Here is a 17,241-nt window from a genome sequence, read left to right as displayed (position 1 = left end):
CGCTGTGGGTGTTAGCAAATTCTTCTAACTGTTCAGTCTGTTTGCTTCAAAGTGTTCATCGAACATACCATACTAGCTTGTCTTAACGTTTATTGGCGTAATTGGACATTAAGCTGATCAACCACTTCGGCCCAATCCGAATCCTGGGTCAGACACTCTTTGATAAACGCCGATTGTGCTGGCGACCAGAAATAGGCATTTTCCAGTTTGACGTTTTCAGGCAGGTCGTGTTCTTTAATAAACTGCTCAATCGCCTCTTCACTGTTATCGAGCCCAAGCTGCAGGAATAAGTTTTCCATTGTGTGAACTGATGTATCCATCACTATCCTCCAAAAAAACGAAGAAAACGTCTATCGAAACGATAGGTCTAACAAACTACGCTTTTTGACATAATTATCAAATTCGCATCAAAATTATGGCTGTCTGAGAGGCTCCAACCACTTAACTCCTCCCAAACGCCGTTGTTGTTGTAAATTCCATTCGGCGCGTTTGTACAAATGTTGTGCAGGCCTTGCAGGGTCATAATTTAATGGGCTGGGTAACGAAGAGGCTAATAATGCTGCTTGCATCGGGGTTAAATTAGCAGCTGACCGTGAAAAATGATGCTGACTAGCCGCTTCCAATCCAAACACGCCCTCGCCCCACTCGGCAATATTCAGATATACCTCAAGAATTCGTTGTTTGCTCCAGGTGAGTTCAATCAACAAGGTAAACCAGACCTCTAAGCCTTTTCTGAACCAACTCCGACCGGTCCATAGATACATATTTTTAGCGACTTGCTGGCTAATAGTGCTTGCTCCACGCAAGCCACCCCGCCGTTCACGTTCATTGAGTGCCTGTTGAATAGCTTTCAGATCAAATCCACTGTGCAGCGGAAACTTCTGATCCTCAGAAGCTACCACAGCAAGTGCTGCATGTTTAGGAATCTCGTCCCAGCTTAACCAGGTCTTACGTAACTGAAAATCTTCCGATGAGTGAATCCATCTATCTGCCATAACCATGGTGATAGGAGGATTCAGCCAACGAAATGGCAATACCAACAACAGACTTAGCAGAACAAACGCCAATATCGCTAACAGTATTACTCGTAAAATAAAACGATAAACTCGACGCACAGTCATTCCTAATTAAATAGCCAGCTACTATGTATAAAAACCTGCACATGATGAGAGGTTTATTTTTGCCATGCAACTTATAACGTTTTATTGGCTATTCCTATACCGCACTATCAAGTTATTATTCAAGCCTTCGAAGCAATAACATCGGCGACACCGTTAATACTGGGGACAATTGCCAGCGGCCTAATAAGGCTAAAATAAACGCACTGATAAATGGCAAGCTGATTACCACCGGCCAATGCCAGCGAAACTCGCCATCAAACATACGATTTTGCAATGCCCATACCGCTATTTCAGCAGCCAGCACGCCAAGAATACCGGCTAGAAAACCAATCAAGGCAAACTCAATCATTGTGGCTCTCACCAGCAATTGCTGTTGTCCGCCCAAGGTTCGCAGTAATGCGCCTTCACGTTGCCGTTCTGACATCGTTGCACTAACCACTGCTACCATCACCGCAATCGCTGCTAATAAAATCATCAGCAATATCGCTTCTACCGCCTGGGTTACCTGACGAATAATCTGTTGAATGCGCTCGATAATATGATCAATTTCTAACACTGAAATGGTGGGAAACTGTCGCACAAAATCATTCAGTAACGATTTATCCTGCTCAGCAAGATAAAAGCTAGTGAGTGAAGTACTGGGCAATCCATCTATCCCGCCTTTAGGTGGAAAGATGATAAAAAAGTTGGGCCGCATGCTGTCCCACTGCACACTGCGAATACTGGTGATCGTTGCTTTTACTTTTTCAGCGCCCACCGTAAAGCCCAATTCATCCCCCACCTCGACACCTAGTGATTCAGCTAATGACTGCTCAATCGAAAGCCCCTTTGTGTCACCAGGTGCAAACCACTCTCCAGCGATAATTTGATTATCCTCCGGATAACTATTCGAAATTGTCAGGTTTAATTCCCGGCGTAGTTCATCATCATCTTTGTTTAACGCCACTTCTTCAGCCGGCTCAGCATTAATCTCGGTCAGTCGGCCTCTGATAATCGGATATAACGGACTTCGATTTAAATCATTATCCGTAAAAAACGCTTCAACTTGATCTACAGATTCCGGTGCGATATTTAATAAAAAGTGATTCGGTGCATCTTCCGGCAACTGTGCCTGCCAGTCGGCTAGCAATGAGGAGCGCACCAGAACTAACGTTGCCGCCAACATAATTGTCATGGCAAATACTGACATTTGTGACAAAGTGGCATTACGATGCCGATACAACGCAATCACCGCTAACCGCCAACTACCCTTTCCTGCAGGAAATCTGCGTAATAACCAGATAAGTCCGGTACCGGCAATTGCCAAGGAAACGATCAAAGCAATAACGGCACCTATTAAAGCCATTACCAGCTTGATATCGCTAACATAGACCCATAACAAACCAAATATCACTGCAACAGCTAATACTAAATCTTTAGCTAAAGCGGCTTTATCATTGCTTGGTAAACTGCGAAACACCCGCATTGCTGGGGTATTGCGTAACCGATCAATCGGTGGATAGGCAAAGGCAAACAAAGCCAATAAAGCAGTTAAGATAGCTGGCCAAAGTTGCCAAAAATCCACCTCAAATTGTAGCGGCTGATCCATTAATTGCGCGGTCATTGAAGCCAATAGCCAGGCTGCCGGTATGGCAAGCATTAAGCCAATAACTGTTGCCATCAGTCCCCACACTATCAATCGTGATAAATACAATTTACGAATGCGCTTACCAGTCAATCCCATGGTTTTTAATAAGGCCACGCGATCCCGTTGACTTAATGCATATTGGCGGCTGGCAACCGCAATGGCTACCACAGCCAGCAACACAGCCAAACTGCCACCGAGCAATAAAAAGCCTTCTGCTTTCTCCAGTGATTCACCTAACGTTTCACCTTGCCGAACATCAACCCAACGGAAATTATCGGTTAACTGTGGTTCCAACCAGGCCTCAAAATCTGCCAATGCCGAAGCATCTCCAGCAAATAGTCCACGGTGTCGAACACGACTACCAGGTTGGATCACTTCGGTCGCTGGCACATCATCAACATGCATCATGACGCGTGGTGCCAAATCGGAAAGTCGAAAGCCGCCATCTGGTTCACGCATAATCACGCCCGTCACTTCAAGCGAAGTTGCCCCCACTTCCAAAGCATCACCAGGTCGTAACTCCAATAAACGCATAAGTCGCGGATTCAACCAGACTTCACCAGGTCCAGGGCCCGAAGTAGCGATTTGTCTTGGACTATCCAGATCGGCTTGCCATTCAATCTCACCGCGTAATGGATAGGCGTTATCAATCGCCTTGACCGCAACCAGTTGAAATTGGCTTTCATTAGACACCATGGTGCCAAACTCAATCATTCGGCCAACTTCTAGACCTAAATTTTCTGCTTCTGCATACCAAGCCTCTGGAATGGGTGCGTTGGTTCGACTATTTAACTGACGATCAGCCGCTAAAAAAGCACTGGCTGATGTCATTAAGGTTCGTTGCAGATGATCAGCAAAGGCATTAATAGTGGCCACTGTCGCGACCGCGATAATCATGGCCACCAGCATTACTTTAACGTTTCGCTCACGTAAATCCTGAGAGAACGAAATTACTTTACGGGTCACACTCATGCAGATATCACCTCAGCATCGGTAGCAATTTTTTCATGTAATACGCCGGCTTCAATGACAAAATGCCGCTGACAACGCTCAGCCAATTGCTGATCATGGGTTACCATCACCAATGTAGTACCTTGTTCCCGGTTCAACGTCATGAGTAATTCAGTGATTGCTTCGCCGGTGCGGGTATCCAAATTACCGGTAGGCTCGTCGGCAAATAACACTTGAGGATCAACCGCAAAGGCTCTGGCAATTGCCACCCGTTGTTGCTCACCACCCGATAATTGCCGCGGCGTATGTTGCATTCGTTCGCCAAGGCCAACTCGCTTAAGCAAGGTTTCAGCCTTAGATTTTGCATCAGGTAAACCAGCTAACTCAATGGGTAACATAACATTTTCAATTGCTGACAAAGTTGGTAATAGTTGAAATGACTGAAATACAAAGCCCACACGTTGTGAACGAAGACTAGCCCGTTCATCTTCGGACAAAGCACTGATAATATGTCCATCTAGGCTCACAGTTCCGCTGCTGGGCAAATCCAGTCCAGCGAGTAACCCTAGTAAGGTGGTTTTACCCGAACCAGAACGACCAATGATGGCAGCTGATTCTCCTTTGCGGATATCCAGATTAACGTGCTGCAGAATCGATAGTTTGTCAGTACCCAAATCAACAGCATGTGACAGGTTTTCTACCTGAATCATGAAGTCGTTTGATGGATTCGGTTGTCTATCAGTGGACATGCTTTCCTCACATATTTAATTGGTGGTTATGAAAACCTTATTACCTACACACACATTCTTTATCTGGCTATTTTTAGTACTTTTCAGCTTTCAGGCACATGCTGACGATGTAGAACGAAAAAACCTGCTGATCGTTGGCGACAGTCTTAGTGCAGCCTATGGCATCGACAGTGATGCCGCTTGGGTTGAACTGCTTAAAGATCGGCTTGAACAAGAAACACCCGGCACCTGGAATGTAGCCAATGCCAGTATTAGTGGTGAAACAACCGACGGTGGTTTACGCAGATTACCGGATTTACTGGATAAACATAATCCGGCAATCGTGGTTATCGAGTTAGGTGGAAACGATGGTTTACGAGGTTTCCCACCCGATGTTATTCGCAATAATTTAGCCAAAATGATTCATTTATCCCAACAGCAAGGTGCCGAAGTATTACTGGTAGGCATCGAAATTCCACCTAACTATGGTCCTCGTTATACAACTGCATTTGCCGATGTTTATTCAAGCCTGGCAGAAGAATATAATCTTGCCTTCCTGCCGTTTTTCCTGGCCGATGTTTATGATGGCGAGGCAATGATGCAGGCAGATGGTATTCATCCAACAGCAAAGGCACAACCTCAACTACTCGATAATATTTGGTCAGAGTTACTGGCTTTGCTGGATTTGGATTAATTCTGCCCCCGCGTTTAATGACAGTATTAAAGCGATAGTTACTGCATCATCGGTAAGTTATCTCAAGGCTGAGTATAGAATCCGTGTTGATTGGGCATCTGAACCTGATGAATATTCTGCTGGGATAACTGTCCATCTTCAGGCACCAAGCCATCTTGAGCAAGAATAAATGCTGATAATGCATAAGCTTGATCTGCGCTAAGTGAAAAAGGTGCTTGAGGCGGCATTGTTCTGCGTATGTAATCGAACAAAGTGGTTGCATAAGGCCAAAAGCTGTTTACGGTTTTCTCAGGATATTCAGAGCTCAGACTGCCTACATCCCCGGTTAATGCCATGGCTGAACCGCCTCTGCCATTCTGTCCATGGCAGCTAGCACATTGGCTGGCAAATAACTCCGCTCCCTGACTGACTGTTCCTTGTCCCTCGGGAAGATTTTTGCCTGATGGAAATATCGTTAAATTCCATTTAGTTGCGCTGTTTAATTCGTGATCGATCTTGCCCTTTGATTGGTAGAGTTCATCGGCCAATACTGGAGAATTCACTATAACCGATGCAAAAACGGCGGCCTTAAGCATAAACATGAAATATCTCCCCTGAAGGATCCACTTCCCAACTAATAATCGCATTGTAATGAAAGAAGTTATGTTTGCCTTTTTCAGCCATCAGCACCTCGCGCGTCGGCTGAATGTTACCTGCTTCATCCGTCACGCGACTTTGTAAAATTGCCGCCTCGCCATTCCATTGCCAACCAATAGTAAACCGCGTGAAAGCTTTATCTAACACCGGCGTTTGCAGCGAGGCCTCTTGCCAGCTTTCTCCGCCATCACAACTGACTTCAACTTTAGCCACCTTGCCAAAACCAGACCAGGCCAATCCACTAATTTGATAGATACCCGGATTATCCGGTAGTACCATTCCCACAGAGGGAGAAGTGATAATCGATTTGGGCTGCATAATAAAACTGAACTGCTGCGCATTACCGTCAGGCATTAACTCCGTGTATTGTGCAGTTTCATCCCGTGATTGGGCAGGCGACTCCACCAACAGAAGTTGGCGTAACCACTTTACATGGGTTATGCCCTCCCATCCGGGCAGAATTAAACGCATCGGATAGCCATTTTCCGGACGCAATCGTTCGCCATTTTGATAAAGCGCAATAAACGCATCGTCGAGTAATTTTTCAATTGGAATGGAAATATTCAACGAAGCGCCATCCGCCCCTTCTGCAATAACCCATTTCGCCTCAGGTTTTACGCCAGCCTCTTTCAGTAGCAACTTTACTGGAACCCCGGTCCACTCTGCATTTGACACTAATCCATGGGTGTACCCCGCAGCAGACTGCACGGGTTCTGTTCGCCAACTGGTGTTGCTGTTACCGCCACATTCAATAAAACAAATACGCGAATGCATCGGATAGCGGAGCAAATTCGTGACAGAAAACGTTAACGGATTTTCGACTAAACCATTGATAACAAATTCATGCTGTTTAGGATCGATTTGCGGCACACCATTGTGATGACGTTCAAAATGCAGCCCATTTGGCGTGATAGTACCGGCCAATTCATGTAAAGGTGACCAGGAAACGCCATTTCCAGGCACATCGCTATTAGCACTTATCCATCGAATGACCGTTTTTTCATATTCTGATGGCTGACCGTAATTACTAAAAGGTTTTCCAGGTTGCTGCATTGAAGCAGGTAGTTCAGATATAGCTTGATTATCTGCTCGAACAGGGAGACTGAAGGCCATGGCTCCGCCAGAAAGCAATAAACTGTTTTTTAAAAAATTCCGACGGCGCAGTGTCATGTTAAATTCCTCGACCTTATCGCTTGCTGGTAGCTTATATGACGCCTAATTTAAGACAAAATTACACACGATGAAAAAAATATGTTTTGGCTGTAATTTTTTATCCACTTTTTAGTCTATAACTTTGCATGACCTTTTTGGAGAGAATAAAAATGAAAAAAAACAACCTTGCACTACTCAGCTTGATCTTGACAACTTTTTTAATAGGTATGAGCACAGTTAAAGCGGACACGCCCGCTGAACCATTATGGCCGCAATTAAAAACTGCCTATTTTGGAGATAAACAAATTAGAGAAAACGCTACTGACTTATTGGTTATCGAAGCTCCTAAACGCGCTGAAGACGCGGCGATTGTGCCGATCACGATTAAATCTTTGGTGCCACAATCTGCCGAACATTACATCAAATATATTCATATTGTGATCGACAATAACCCTGGTCCCTACTCAGCCAAATTTACCTTGAGCGATGCACTGGATGAAGTGGCTATCTCCACCCGAATGCGTGTCGATCAATACACTGATATTCGGGCGATAGCGGAAATGAATGATGGTTCACTGCATATGGTATCGACGTTTGTAAAAGCCTCAGGCGGTTGCAGTGCACCGGCGGGGAAAGATGCCGAAGCAGCCTTAGCCCGTCTTGGTAAAACCCAAATTCGGATGCGAGCTCCAACTATTGGCAGTCCGGTTGATGCGCAAGTAATTGTCAGCCACCCTAACTACAATGGACTTCAATTTGATCAAAAATCCCGTCAATATATTCCACCGCACTACGTGAATAAAATTGATATCAGTTATCAGGATCAGACGCTGATAGCGTTGGAGGCTGGTATTTCAGTCAGTGAAGATCCCAGTGTTCGCTTTACCTTTACCCCCAAGGAAAAAGGTACATTAAAAGCGTTAATCACCGATACTAAAGAAATGCAGTTCACCGCAGAAAAAACGCTTTAATTCATTTCGTTTCGTATTCAACCAGCGCAACAGGTCTTGTTCTCTGTTGCGCTGGTTATTTTATAAAGATTGAAAAATACCTTATGATAAAAGCCATTATTTTTGATATGGATGGCGTCATTGTCGATTCTGAACAGATTTGGGATGACTCGGAAAAGTTGGTTTTTTCCCGTTACGGCATTGAAGTAACGGAATATGATCAACGTGCTACCCGCAATATGAATATGCGGCAAGTATCGGAATATTGGTCTCAAAAGGCCACCATGCCTTTTTCACTTGAAGACGCTGAACAAAACGTTATTGAGCAAGTGTGTCAGCAGATTCGGTTTCGTCCGCAAGCGATGCTGGGAGCATTAAATCTACTGCAAGAAATTGATAGGTTAAACATACCGATTGGCTTAGCCACCAATGCTCCTAAACCCGTTTGCGAAACCGTATTACAGTGTCTGGAAATTGAGTCGTATTTTAAGTCGATTCAGACCGCAGACGATGTTACCCACACCAAGCCCCACCCAGAAATTTATTTAAAAAGTGCTGAAAATTTAAATGTGGATCCACAACATTGTTTAGTGTTTGAGGATTCTCCTACTGGCGTCACAGCAGCTCATGCCGCCGGTATGCATGTTATCTATGTCAATGCCCTTCGTGCTGCTGATAGCCTGATTAATTCGATGACGAGACATTACCTACATTCTTTAAACGAAATTAAATTAAGTGATCTTCTTACCGCTCGTCTCTGTACATAACAAATCATCACCGACTCGGTTTTATCGCGACACTATTATTTTTGATGCTGCTCACAGCCTTGAAAAACTTGTTGCTCGACCGCTTCTTCGGATAAATCATTTGGAAAAGTGTAGGCGAGATTAATTGCCAGATCTACGACACGTAAGAATTCTTCATTGGCAAACTCTGGCCGTAATGTTTGTTGCACTTCCTCTTTGGATTTACCTGATTGCTTGTGATGATGATAATCCCCAGTAAGGTTGGCGATAAGTTGACACTCTTTATTATTTTCCATCTCTTCTGCGAAAAGAGGGCCGCTTAAACAGGTCAACATCGGTAAAGCAACAAAAATAGATTTTTTCATGACGTAGCTCTTAATGAATTTAGATTCAACTCAGGCTTATGACCACCCAACTAACATTAAAATCCTCGATAGAAAAAATGGTCATCATGAGTCTATTTTTCTACAAAAAAACGGCCATTAAGGCCGTTTTTATGCATCATCATTTAGATAGTTTATTAAGGTTGGGGAGTGTTAAATATTTTCACAATTTGCCCATTCTTAATAATCACATGAGTTTCTTGTTTTTCGACGATACGATAAAGCCACTTTTCAAATTGATCATTTTCCACGTCGGAATCAGCAACTTTTCTAAGTACAGGCCGAGTATGAACACTGATAAATGCTGGCTCCCAAAATTGCCCGCATATTGCTTTTATATCATCAGTACTCATACCAATCGTAATACTATTGGCGCCACAAGCCATACTGTCTTCGTGTGAAGAAGAATTTCCGGCAACTGCCGTTGCAGAGACTAATAGTGTCGCCATTGACACTGCGATTAGGTGTGATAAAGACATGAAATTCCTCATAAAGTAGCAGCAGGTATAAGTTGAATTCGTGACAATATGCGACCTTAAGGTGCCCTTCGTCAACAGCTAAGTTAACCATTAATCAAAAAAGTTCACTTTCTTAACAAATTTATTTGTTTATTTGTATCAAAAACCGCAATTTAAAAAGCAATAACAGTTGAATTTTGATACTGACCGATGTTTATACTGACCTCAACCACCTTCAACCGGAATGTTATCAAAATGCCGTCCAAACCTATTTATATCACCTATGCTGGTCCGACCCTACTAGCGACTTCACTTCTTAATAAGGGCACAGCATTCAGTGAAGCGGAACGGCAACAATTTAATCTCAAGGGTTTGATACCTCAGCGATTTGAAACGATTGAACAGCAGGCTGAGCGTGCCTATCAGCAATATTCCAGTTTTATTGAACCGATAAACAAACACATCTATTTGCGCACCATTCAGGACAATAACGAAACACTGTTTTATTACCTGCTTGAACAACATTTGCAGGAGATGATGCCAATCATCTATACCCCTACTGTTGGCGATGCATGTGAGCGGTTTTCGCAAATCTATCGTCGTGCACGGGGTTTGTTTATTTCTTATCCTGACCGGCATCATATCGATGAGATTTTGCTTAATGCCACCAAACGCAATGTCAAAGTCATTGTGGTCACAGATGGCAGCAGGATTCTGGGCTTAGGTGATCAAGGTGTTGGCGGCATGGGCATCCCCATTGGCAAGCTTTCTTTATATACCGTCTGTGGCGGCATCAGCCCGGCCTATACTCTGCCCATCATGTTGGATGTGGGAACGGATAACCCTGATTTGTTAGATAACCCTCAATATATTGGCTGGCAGCACCCACGCATTGATGCTCAGCAATATGATGAGTTTATCGATTTGTTTATGACCGCTATCAAAAAACGCTGGCCAAATGCACTGTTGCAGTTTGAAGATTTTGAGCAGCGTAAAGCCTTGCCATTATTAAATCGATATCGTGATGAACTTTGCTGTTTTAATGATGATATTCAGGGTACGGCTGCAGTAACCGTGGGTTCATTATTGGCGGCTTGTCGTGCCAAACAACAAACACTTTCCCAGCAAACTATTGTATTTGTTGGGGCAGGTTCTGCTGGCTGTGGTATCGCCGAGCAAATCGTGGCACAAATGATGACTGAAGGCACCAGTGAAGTTGATGCCCGCAAACACATTTTTATGATTGACAGACCGGGTCTGCTGACTCAATCATTACCTGGACTACCGGATTTTCAACAAAAACTGGCTCAGCTGGATTTGGTGTGTGCTACATGGAATATGTCAGGTATCAATGCCAACTTGGCTGAAGTGATTGAAAATGTAAAACCAACCGTGTTGATTGGGGTTTCAGGACAGGCAGGAATCTTTACCGAGGCAATAATCAAATCCATGTATTTGCATTGTCCAAAACCAATTATTTTCCCGTTAAGCAATCCATCCAAGCAGATAGAAGCCCATCCTCAGCAACTTATCGAGTGGACAGATGGCAATGCACTTATTGCAACAGGCAGCCCTTTCACGCCGGTCGTTTATGATGGAAATTTTTATCCTATAGCCCAATGTAATAACAGCTATATTTTCCCGGGGCTGGGCCTTGCCGTTGTTGCTGCCGGAATAGAACGAATTACCGATGATATGTTAATGATTGCCAGTGAAGTGCTGGCAGCTGCCTCCCCAATGACTACCCCAGGTAACCAGGAACTTCTCCCACCATTAACCGATACGGCGGAACTAAGCAAAAAGATTGCCTTTGAAGTAGCCAAACATGCTCAGCAAAAACAACTGGCTCCCGAAATGACTGAAAGTGCTTTATTACAGGCAATTGAAGATAACTTCTGGTTACCCCAGTATCGAGAATATCAACGGGTTAATGTCTAATCAGTAAACATAAAATCGGCTTGCAGTAAATTACTGCAAGCCGTTTTTGAATTACACAAGTGATTGGATTAGAAATCCATCGTCGCGCTTAACGTAACTGTGCGAGGAGCACCAAGCGCCAAATAGCCATTTCCCGGGAAACCACCCACCGAAGCCCAGTAATCACGGTCGAATAAGTTATGTACCCGCGCTCTGAACGTCAAGTCCTGATTACCGACCGCCAAAATATAACGGGCACCAATATCAACCGTCGTCCAATCATCCACTTTAAGTGTATTCGCGTCATCGGCATAACGCGAACCGGTATAAGTAACGAGGGAATCCAGCGCCAGACCATCCACATGAGGGATTTCCCATTCCGCACCAATGTTGGCCTGCCATTCAGCCACTCCAATTACTTCATTGCCATCAATTGTGACATTCCCAGTGTCTTTCTGCTCTGTATCCAGCCAGGTCACGCCACCCAAAACTTTGACATTGTCAGAAGCTTTGCCGTAAACGGTCAGTTCAACACCTTTATGTTCATCTTCTCCTGACTCTTTAAAGATATTATTTTCAATGACCGCTCTGGGTTTTGACGTTGTGAAATAGGCCAAGCCCAGACCTAACTGCCCCGTCTCATATTTGATGCCCACCTCTTTTTGTTCCGAAACATACGGTGACAATGACTCTCCGACATTAATCACACCGGTGCCCGGTGCAGTGTCGCCTTGCGCCAAACTCTCAATATAGTTGGCGTAGAGTGACACTTGATCAGTGACCTTAAATACCGCACCAACTGACGGGGTGATCTCACTGTCCTCATAGGAAGTCCGAACCCCAGCCGTCGCAAATTCTGAGTCGCTACTATAGTTATCAACTTTGATGGACTGATGTCGGGCACCCAGCGTCAATAACAAACGCTCATCCATAAAAGAGAGCGTGTCACCAATGGCAAAGCTGTTCAGTTTTGTTCTGCCAGTTAACATAGGCGAGTCGAGTTCATTGCCAAAGAATGTTCCAGTAGCAGCGCCACTACCAAAACCAGGTCTATTGTAATAAACCGGATTGTATAAATTACTGTCCAGGCGGCGATCACCAAACTCACCAATGAATGCATTCTTTGTTTCGAGTTGGAAATATGAATATGAAACCACCCATTCATGGCCGACTGCACCCGTATCAAAATTGCCTCTAAAGCCGATTTCACCAGTATCAACACGATCTTCGCGGGCATTATCAAATCTGCCCATAACCCCATCTCCGGAGCGGGCATCCTGGAGCGTAAAATTAGCCAGCGAATTGTCTTCATCTGTCCGGCGCAAGCCATACGCTGCCCAGGCAGTCACATTATCGTTGAGGTCATATTCTGCACGGAAGGTGCCAAACACATCCTCTTCATTGGAATAGCTCCAGGGCTGTGCCCAGTTTTTGCTCGCATCTGGCGCTTTCGGTACGACATCGGTTAAGCCGTTAATCGAAACATTGGTTCGCGTTTCATCTAATTGATGATTTTGATAGCCCATATCCGCTGATAAACGCAGTCGATCACCCCGATAATCCATACCTACGCTGAACAGGTTCAGCTCGGCATTTTCATCGTCAATCGAGGTACCACCATTGTGATGGGCAGCATTGACCCGAATGCCAAACTCGTCATTTTCACCGAAACGTCGTGCCACATCGGCAGCAACATTGCGTTGATCATTGTGTGATGCACCGACAGTGAAGCGGTTTAAGTCATAGTTGGGCGCCCGTTTAGGCAGCAAATTAATAGCACCGCCGATAGCGTTGCCGCCCGGGCTAGCACCGGTCAGAAATGCTGAAGCGCCACGTAATACTTCCACCCGCTCAAATAGCTCCGTTGCGATATACTGTCGGGGCAACAACGAATACAGGCCATTGTAGGCAATATCGTCGGAATACAGCAGAAATCACCTGATAAAGTAGGTTTCTTGAAAATTTCCAAACCCCCTCGCCACCCGGACGCCCGGATCAGCTTTCAGCACATCACCGACACTCTGCGCCTGACGATCCTGAATAAACTCATTGGTATAGCTGGTGATACTAAACGGTGTGTCCAGATTATCTTTTGTACCCAGAATGCCTGCACGTCCACCCTCAGCAACTTGGCCACCGGCAAAGGCTGGTGATAAACCCTCGGCTGAAGCATCCGCACTAGCAGTCACCGTAATGGATTCTAATTCTGCCGAATCAGTGTCAGTTTCTGCAGCCGTTGCTGTATTTGAAGTTAGTAGCGCTAAGCTAATAGATATCGCAAGCGGCGATAATTTTTTACGCATCTGGTTTCTCCGGCGAGGAAAGGGAAATAACCATATGCTACGTACCATGCAATTTAATGTAAATACAAATCGTTACTATTTAGATGTATTTAGCTTAGTCACAAAGCAGAAACAACTCAATCCAACCTTAACGATTCAGGTTTGGTATTATTTGCCGGTCAAATACTGACATGTCGCTGTGTTATCGCGCATGGCTGACGAAAAAAGCAGTGGTTTTGTCGCAGGGCAACCATGACTCATACTTTTTATATTCAGGATTTTTATGCCAGAGATTATTATTGAAAAAAACCCAAGTGATGCACGCTTAAAAGAACTCGGCGTTGCCGGTTGGGAAATTTGGGATTGCCCAGTTACCGAATTCCGTTTGGATTTTGATGAAACCGAAAAAGCCTACATTCTTGAAGGTGAAATTGTGGTTACTCCAGACGGTGGCGAACCAGTCACTATCGTTCCTGGTGACTATGCAATTTTCCCAACAGGCTTGAAAAGCATGTGGAAAGTGACCAAACAGCTGAAAAAACATTACAGCTACGATTAGTCAGTAATATTTAAAGGCATCTTCGGATGCCTTTTTTTACTTTTGCAATACGTACAACTTTTCGCCAAGCTACATGTCACTAGACACTGAATACTTTTAACAAGGGAGATTTTATGAAAGTCGTCGCTTTTGCAGCCAGCAGCAGTAAACAATCCATCAATAAGCAATTGGTAACCTATGCCGCTAGTTTGGTTGAGAATGCTGAAGTAGAAGTGCTGGATCTGAATGATTACGAATTACCCCTATTCAGCGTTGATGTAGAAAAAGATCTTGGTCAACCCGCTTTGGCACAAGCTTTTCTCGATAAACTTGGCAGTGCTGATGCATTGGTTATTTCGCTTGCTGAACATAATGGCAATTATTCGGCCGCATGGAAAAATCTGTTTGACTGGTGCACGCGAATCGAACAAAAAATCTTTCAAAAGAAACCCACGGTCCTGCTTTCAACCTCCCCAGGTGAACGAGGCGGTGCCACCGTAATGGAAATTGCACTCAATTCAATGCCTCGTTTTGCTGCAGAAATAAAAGGCAGTATGTCACTCCCTTCCTTTTACGATAATTTTGATACGGATAACGGAAAAGTGATTCATACTGAGTTTGATAAACAGCTGCATGAAACGCTGAATCAACTGAGCCAATAGTTTGCTGTCACAATTTTGAAATAAAGTTGCAGTATCGTTGAAACATTTATCGTTATGGCTTTCATTGATTAGTTTGGGGATAGTGTATGAGCGACTCGGCAGCAGCCTTATTAGATTTAAAGAAAAAAGCCCAGAAACAACTCTATAAAATTAGTCAAACAACCTCCGTGAATAGTGAGAGAGCCAAAGCTCTATTACTTATATCTGAGGGAGCTACTCAAGAAGAAGCCGCTGAAAAAACAGCTTTGAGTTTAGGACAAGTTCGTTACTGGCTTGGCCGTTATCGTACAAATGGAATTGATTGTTTTCCAGAATTAACTGAAAGCAAACCTAAAAAAGAAAAAAAAGATAAAGACAAAAAAACTGCAAAAAAGATGAAAGACAAGTCCAAAAAAGCAGAAAAAAATAAAAAGAAAAGTAAAAAAACCAAGTCCAAATAATGATTCATGTGTAACCTCTAATTTTTTCTAAAATGATAGAGCACGCCTTTAAGTTGTAATGAAAATCGTTCGATAATGTGTCTTATTACATTTAATAATAACTCTATTTTAGAGTTACTCTCTGCTTCTGAGAGGATGTTAATCTTTGCTCTTTAATTCTCTTTAAAATAATTATCATCAAATAGGCTTTGCATTAAATTCAGTGTGAAGCCTTTTTTTTGCTAAAGATTTACCCTGAATTGTCGACAACATTGCTGTAAAAGCGTTGTTAATAAATCTAAATCAGATATAAGCTAACAACGCAACGCTGCGATCTTTAAGGACAACCACATGAATATGCATAGCATTCGTACTAAAAGCTCTTTACCAGTCATGGTCATGGGCTTAACCATTATTATTGTCATCTCGATGTTTTGGTGGATGATGTCCTTACAAAATCAACTAATTGAAGTTCAGTCGCGAAGCTTTATGCCAGCAAGTGAAGTCATTCTCAATGCCGATCGTGATTTGTACCAAGCCAAACTTGCTCAACTTCACATTCTTTCGGGTCAAAGTGATAATACTGAACAGGATGAGATAGCTCGCCAAGATAATATTCAACAAGTTGCCGCACGTTATTCTGATTACCGAGAATATTTAAAAAATTATCCCGAAATAGTGGGTGACCCTTCTGCATTTAACCAAGCATATCAAGAGTGGGTAGCTTCCTCCGACGCGCTTGTTCAGGCCTTAAATAATGGGCTTTCCATAACTACTCTGAAACAAAATGAGGATCAGGAGTTTGCTGAATTAAGGGATATTCTGGATAAATCCGGCGAAGCCGTTATTACTGGCTTTGAGATTATTGAAAAACAATTAGCGGCAGATATCCGCACCAAAATGATGATCACTATTATCGCTGTAAGTATTGTTTTATTAATTGCCGTGATTTTCAGTTATCTGATCCCCAAAAAACTGACAAACGATATCAATTATCTTGTTAAACGAATTAACGAAATTGCCTCAGGTGATGGTGATTTAACGGCCAGAATTGATGTTACTTCAAAAGATGAATTTGGCAATCTTGCTATGGCTTTTAACGTTTTTGTTTCTAATTTGCAGGATTTAATTAAAAACATACTTACCCAAGTTGCCAGCTTGGGCAATATGACAGCCAGCTTGTCTGAGGCTTCTGAACATACCAAGAGCATCAATCAAAACTTAAATTTATCAACTGAATCGATTGTCAGTGCCGTTCACGAAATGACGTTAGCCAACAAAGAAATGGCTCAAGTCGCTACCAACTCAGCATCCGAAGCCGATAAAACAGCCGGTCTTGCTGATCGTGGTATGGCCGTGGTTAGAAGTTCGAATGAAAAAATAGCCGCTCTGATCCGCAACATGGATTTGGTATTGAATTCATCGCAAGAATTAGAAGCTAATTCTAATAATATTGCGTCCGTTCTGGAAGTTATCCGTGGGGTAGCTGAACAAACCAATTTACTGGCGTTGAATGCCGCTATTGAAGCAGCACGCGCAGGGGAGCATGGTCGTGGTTTCGCGGTGGTGGCTGATGAGGTTCGAACCTTGGCTACTCGTACCCAGCAAAGTACCAATGACATTGATAAAATCATTCAACAATTACAATTGTCCGTCACTTCTTCTTCCAAAGCTATTTCTGAAGGTAAAGTGAATGCAGATGAAACGGCGAATACCTTTGTTGAAGCGGATACCGTATTTCATGAAATTCAACTTTCTTCGAATCGGGTTAATGATATGGCCACCCAAACGGCTCAAGCGACTGAAGAACAAACCTGTGTGGCCGAAGAAATCAGTAAAAATCTACATGGTTTGAATGAACAGACAGAATCTGCCAGTGAAGTCGCCGAAACGGGTGAAGAGTTATCACAAGAAATCAGACATTTTTCTGACAACATGAAGCAAATGATGAGTCGTTTTAAGGTTTAAGGTCTGTTT

18 protein-coding genes are annotated in these 17,241 nt (G+C 43.5%); 8 read left to right on the top strand and 10 right to left on the bottom strand.

The genetic code is table 11. The features are described from left to right. Window positions 1-89 precede the first annotated feature (89 nt). The 4 genes from ACN0V2_RS05670 to ACN0V2_RS05655 all read right to left on the bottom strand — a co-directional run bounded on the left by ACN0V2_RS05670 (window position 90) and on the right by ACN0V2_RS05655 (window position 4,448). Window positions 90-320, bottom strand: coding sequence for a DUF2789 domain-containing protein (locus tag ACN0V2_RS05670; RefSeq protein ID WP_417549823.1), 231 nt, complete (start codon window positions 318-320; stop codon window positions 90-92). Between the two features lie 93 nt (window positions 321-413). After that, window positions 414-1,115 (bottom strand): monofunctional biosynthetic peptidoglycan transglycosylase, encoded by a 702-nt coding sequence (gene mtgA / locus ACN0V2_RS05665; RefSeq protein ID WP_417549822.1) that lies wholly within the window; start codon window positions 1,113-1,115, stop codon window positions 414-416. A 121-nt stretch (window positions 1,116-1,236) separates the two neighbouring features. Continuing rightward, complete coding sequence (locus ACN0V2_RS05660; protein WP_417549821.1) at window positions 1,237-3,720, bottom strand: ABC transporter permease; 2,484 nt, start codon at window positions 3,718-3,720, stop codon at window positions 1,237-1,239. Then, the gene (locus tag ACN0V2_RS05655; protein WP_417549820.1) at window positions 3,717-4,448 is read right to left on the bottom strand and encodes an ABC transporter ATP-binding protein; all 732 of its coding nucleotides are present in this window, start codon (window positions 4,446-4,448) and stop codon (window positions 3,717-3,719) included. Before ACN0V2_RS05655 ends, ACN0V2_RS05660 begins: the two co-directional genes overlap by 4 nt. A gap of 28 nt (window positions 4,449-4,476) precedes the next feature. Here ACN0V2_RS05655 and ACN0V2_RS05650 point away from each other — a divergent pair, with 28 nt between their 5' ends. Beyond that, a complete protein-coding gene (locus tag ACN0V2_RS05650; protein WP_417549819.1) occupies window positions 4,477-5,121 on the top strand; it encodes an arylesterase in 645 nt (214 codons plus the stop codon). 62 nt (window positions 5,122-5,183) lie between these two features. On the opposite strand, the gene ACN0V2_RS05645 is transcribed toward ACN0V2_RS05650, so the two are convergent. Together ACN0V2_RS05645 and soxC are read right to left on the bottom strand one after the other, a co-directional pair. Beyond that, window positions 5,184-5,702, bottom strand: coding sequence for a c-type cytochrome (locus ACN0V2_RS05645; RefSeq protein WP_417549818.1), 519 nt, complete (start codon window positions 5,700-5,702; stop codon window positions 5,184-5,186). Beyond that, entirely contained in the window at window positions 5,689-6,927 is a 1,239-nt protein-coding gene (soxC, locus tag ACN0V2_RS05640; RefSeq protein ID WP_417549817.1) for a sulfite dehydrogenase, read from the bottom strand. The genes ACN0V2_RS05645 and soxC overlap by 14 nt, the downstream gene beginning before the upstream one ends. A 152-nt stretch (window positions 6,928-7,079) precedes the next feature. Between soxC and ACN0V2_RS05635 the strand changes: the two genes are divergently transcribed. Both ACN0V2_RS05635 and ACN0V2_RS05630 read left to right on the top strand, forming a co-directional pair. Next, window positions 7,080-7,880 (top strand): quinoprotein dehydrogenase-associated SoxYZ-like carrier, encoded by an 801-nt coding sequence (locus ACN0V2_RS05635; RefSeq protein WP_417549816.1) that lies wholly within the window; start codon window positions 7,080-7,082, stop codon window positions 7,878-7,880. Window positions 7,881-7,963: 83 nt separating this feature from the next. After that, on the top strand, window positions 7,964-8,626 hold the full coding sequence (locus ACN0V2_RS05630) for an HAD family hydrolase (protein ID WP_417549815.1): 663 nt from the start codon (window positions 7,964-7,966) through the stop codon (window positions 8,624-8,626). 35 nt (window positions 8,627-8,661) lie between these two features. Here ACN0V2_RS05630 and ACN0V2_RS05625 read toward each other — a convergent pair whose 3' ends face one another. Both ACN0V2_RS05625 and ACN0V2_RS05620 read right to left on the bottom strand, forming a co-directional pair. Further along, complete coding sequence (locus tag ACN0V2_RS05625; protein WP_417549814.1) at window positions 8,662-8,970, bottom strand: hypothetical protein; 309 nt, start codon at window positions 8,968-8,970, stop codon at window positions 8,662-8,664. A 155-nt stretch (window positions 8,971-9,125) separates the two neighbouring features. After that, window positions 9,126-9,467, bottom strand: a complete 342-nt coding sequence (locus ACN0V2_RS05620; RefSeq protein ID WP_417549813.1) for a DUF2845 domain-containing protein — start codon at window positions 9,465-9,467, stop codon at window positions 9,126-9,128. Window positions 9,468-9,701: 234 nt separating this feature from the next. Between ACN0V2_RS05620 and ACN0V2_RS05615 the strand changes: the two genes are divergently transcribed. After that, window positions 9,702-11,384: an NAD-dependent malic enzyme gene (locus tag ACN0V2_RS05615; RefSeq protein ID WP_417549812.1), complete on the top strand. Its 1,683-nt coding sequence runs from the start codon at window positions 9,702-9,704 to the stop codon at window positions 11,382-11,384. 68 nt (window positions 11,385-11,452) lie between these two features. On the opposite strand, the gene ACN0V2_RS05610 is transcribed toward ACN0V2_RS05615, so the two are convergent. Together ACN0V2_RS05610 and ACN0V2_RS05605 are read right to left on the bottom strand one after the other, a co-directional pair. Continuing rightward, window positions 11,453-13,276, bottom strand: coding sequence for a TonB-dependent receptor (locus ACN0V2_RS05610; RefSeq protein WP_417549847.1), 1,824 nt, complete (start codon window positions 13,274-13,276; stop codon window positions 11,453-11,455). A gap of 21 nt (window positions 13,277-13,297) precedes the next feature. Then, window positions 13,298-13,666 (bottom strand): TonB-dependent receptor plug domain-containing protein, encoded by a 369-nt coding sequence (locus tag ACN0V2_RS05605; RefSeq protein ID WP_417549810.1) that lies wholly within the window; start codon window positions 13,664-13,666, stop codon window positions 13,298-13,300. Window positions 13,667-13,928: 262 nt separating this feature from the next. On the opposite strand from ACN0V2_RS05605, the gene ACN0V2_RS05600 reads away from it, so the two are divergent. The 4 genes from ACN0V2_RS05600 (at window position 13,929) to ACN0V2_RS05585 (ending at window position 17,232) form a co-directional block, all read left to right on the top strand. Then, complete coding sequence (locus ACN0V2_RS05600) at window positions 13,929-14,204, top strand: cupin domain-containing protein (RefSeq protein ID WP_417549809.1); 276 nt, start codon at window positions 13,929-13,931, stop codon at window positions 14,202-14,204. 113 nt (window positions 14,205-14,317) lie between these two features. Further along, window positions 14,318-14,845, top strand: coding sequence for an NADPH-dependent FMN reductase (locus ACN0V2_RS05595; protein ID WP_417549808.1), 528 nt, complete (start codon window positions 14,318-14,320; stop codon window positions 14,843-14,845). An 86-nt stretch (window positions 14,846-14,931) separates the two neighbouring features. After that, the gene (locus ACN0V2_RS05590; protein WP_417549807.1) at window positions 14,932-15,285 is read left to right on the top strand and encodes a helix-turn-helix domain-containing protein; all 354 of its coding nucleotides are present in this window, start codon (window positions 14,932-14,934) and stop codon (window positions 15,283-15,285) included. 330 nt (window positions 15,286-15,615) lie between these two features. Then, window positions 15,616-17,232, top strand: coding sequence for a methyl-accepting chemotaxis protein (locus tag ACN0V2_RS05585; protein WP_417549806.1), 1,617 nt, complete (start codon window positions 15,616-15,618; stop codon window positions 17,230-17,232). Window positions 17,233-17,241: the final 9 nt, after the last annotated feature.

The sequence above is a fragment of the Methylophaga sp. genome, assembly GCF_048266885.1.
Classification (GTDB): domain Bacteria; phylum Pseudomonadota; class Gammaproteobacteria; order Nitrosococcales; family Methylophagaceae; genus Methylophaga.
The sequence above is the reverse complement of the archived record's forward strand: the minus strand, read 5'-3'. Positions and strand labels throughout refer to the sequence as shown.

What these genes read in the sequence shown, in the direction of transcription:
- ACN0V2_RS05670 (WP_417549823.1), bottom strand. Translation starts at nt 320, where the DNA reads ATGGATACATCAGTTCACACAATGGAAAACTTATTCCTGCAGCTTGGG.
- ACN0V2_RS05660 (WP_417549821.1), bottom strand. Translation starts at nt 3,720, where the DNA reads ATGAGTGTGACCCGTAAAGTAATTTCGTTCTCTCAGGATTTACGTGAG.
- ACN0V2_RS05655 (WP_417549820.1), bottom strand. Translation starts at nt 4,448, where the DNA reads ATGTCCACTGATAGACAACCGAATCCATCAAACGACTTCATGATTCAG.
- ACN0V2_RS05650 (WP_417549819.1), top strand. Translation starts at nt 4,477, where the DNA reads ATGAAAACCTTATTACCTACACACACATTCTTTATCTGGCTATTTTTA.
- ACN0V2_RS05645 (WP_417549818.1), bottom strand. Translation starts at nt 5,702, where the DNA reads ATGTTTATGCTTAAGGCCGCCGTTTTTGCATCGGTTATAGTGAATTCT.
- soxC (WP_417549817.1), bottom strand. Translation starts at nt 6,927, where the DNA reads ATGACACTGCGCCGTCGGAATTTTTTAAAAAACAGTTTATTGCTTTCT.
- ACN0V2_RS05635 (WP_417549816.1), top strand. Translation starts at nt 7,080, where the DNA reads ATGAAAAAAAACAACCTTGCACTACTCAGCTTGATCTTGACAACTTTT.
- ACN0V2_RS05630 (WP_417549815.1), top strand. Translation starts at nt 7,964, where the DNA reads ATGATAAAAGCCATTATTTTTGATATGGATGGCGTCATTGTCGATTCT.
- ACN0V2_RS05625 (WP_417549814.1), bottom strand. Translation starts at nt 8,970, where the DNA reads ATGAAAAAATCTATTTTTGTTGCTTTACCGATGTTGACCTGTTTAAGC.
- ACN0V2_RS05620 (WP_417549813.1), bottom strand. Translation starts at nt 9,467, where the DNA reads ATGTCTTTATCACACCTAATCGCAGTGTCAATGGCGACACTATTAGTC.
- ACN0V2_RS05615 (WP_417549812.1), top strand. Translation starts at nt 9,702, where the DNA reads ATGCCGTCCAAACCTATTTATATCACCTATGCTGGTCCGACCCTACTA.
- ACN0V2_RS05605 (WP_417549810.1), bottom strand. Translation starts at nt 13,666, where the DNA reads ATGCGTAAAAAATTATCGCCGCTTGCGATATCTATTAGCTTAGCGCTA.
- ACN0V2_RS05600 (WP_417549809.1), top strand. Translation starts at nt 13,929, where the DNA reads ATGCCAGAGATTATTATTGAAAAAAACCCAAGTGATGCACGCTTAAAA.
- ACN0V2_RS05595 (WP_417549808.1), top strand. Translation starts at nt 14,318, where the DNA reads ATGAAAGTCGTCGCTTTTGCAGCCAGCAGCAGTAAACAATCCATCAAT.
- ACN0V2_RS05590 (WP_417549807.1), top strand. Translation starts at nt 14,932, where the DNA reads ATGAGCGACTCGGCAGCAGCCTTATTAGATTTAAAGAAAAAAGCCCAG.
- ACN0V2_RS05585 (WP_417549806.1), top strand. Translation starts at nt 15,616, where the DNA reads ATGAATATGCATAGCATTCGTACTAAAAGCTCTTTACCAGTCATGGTC.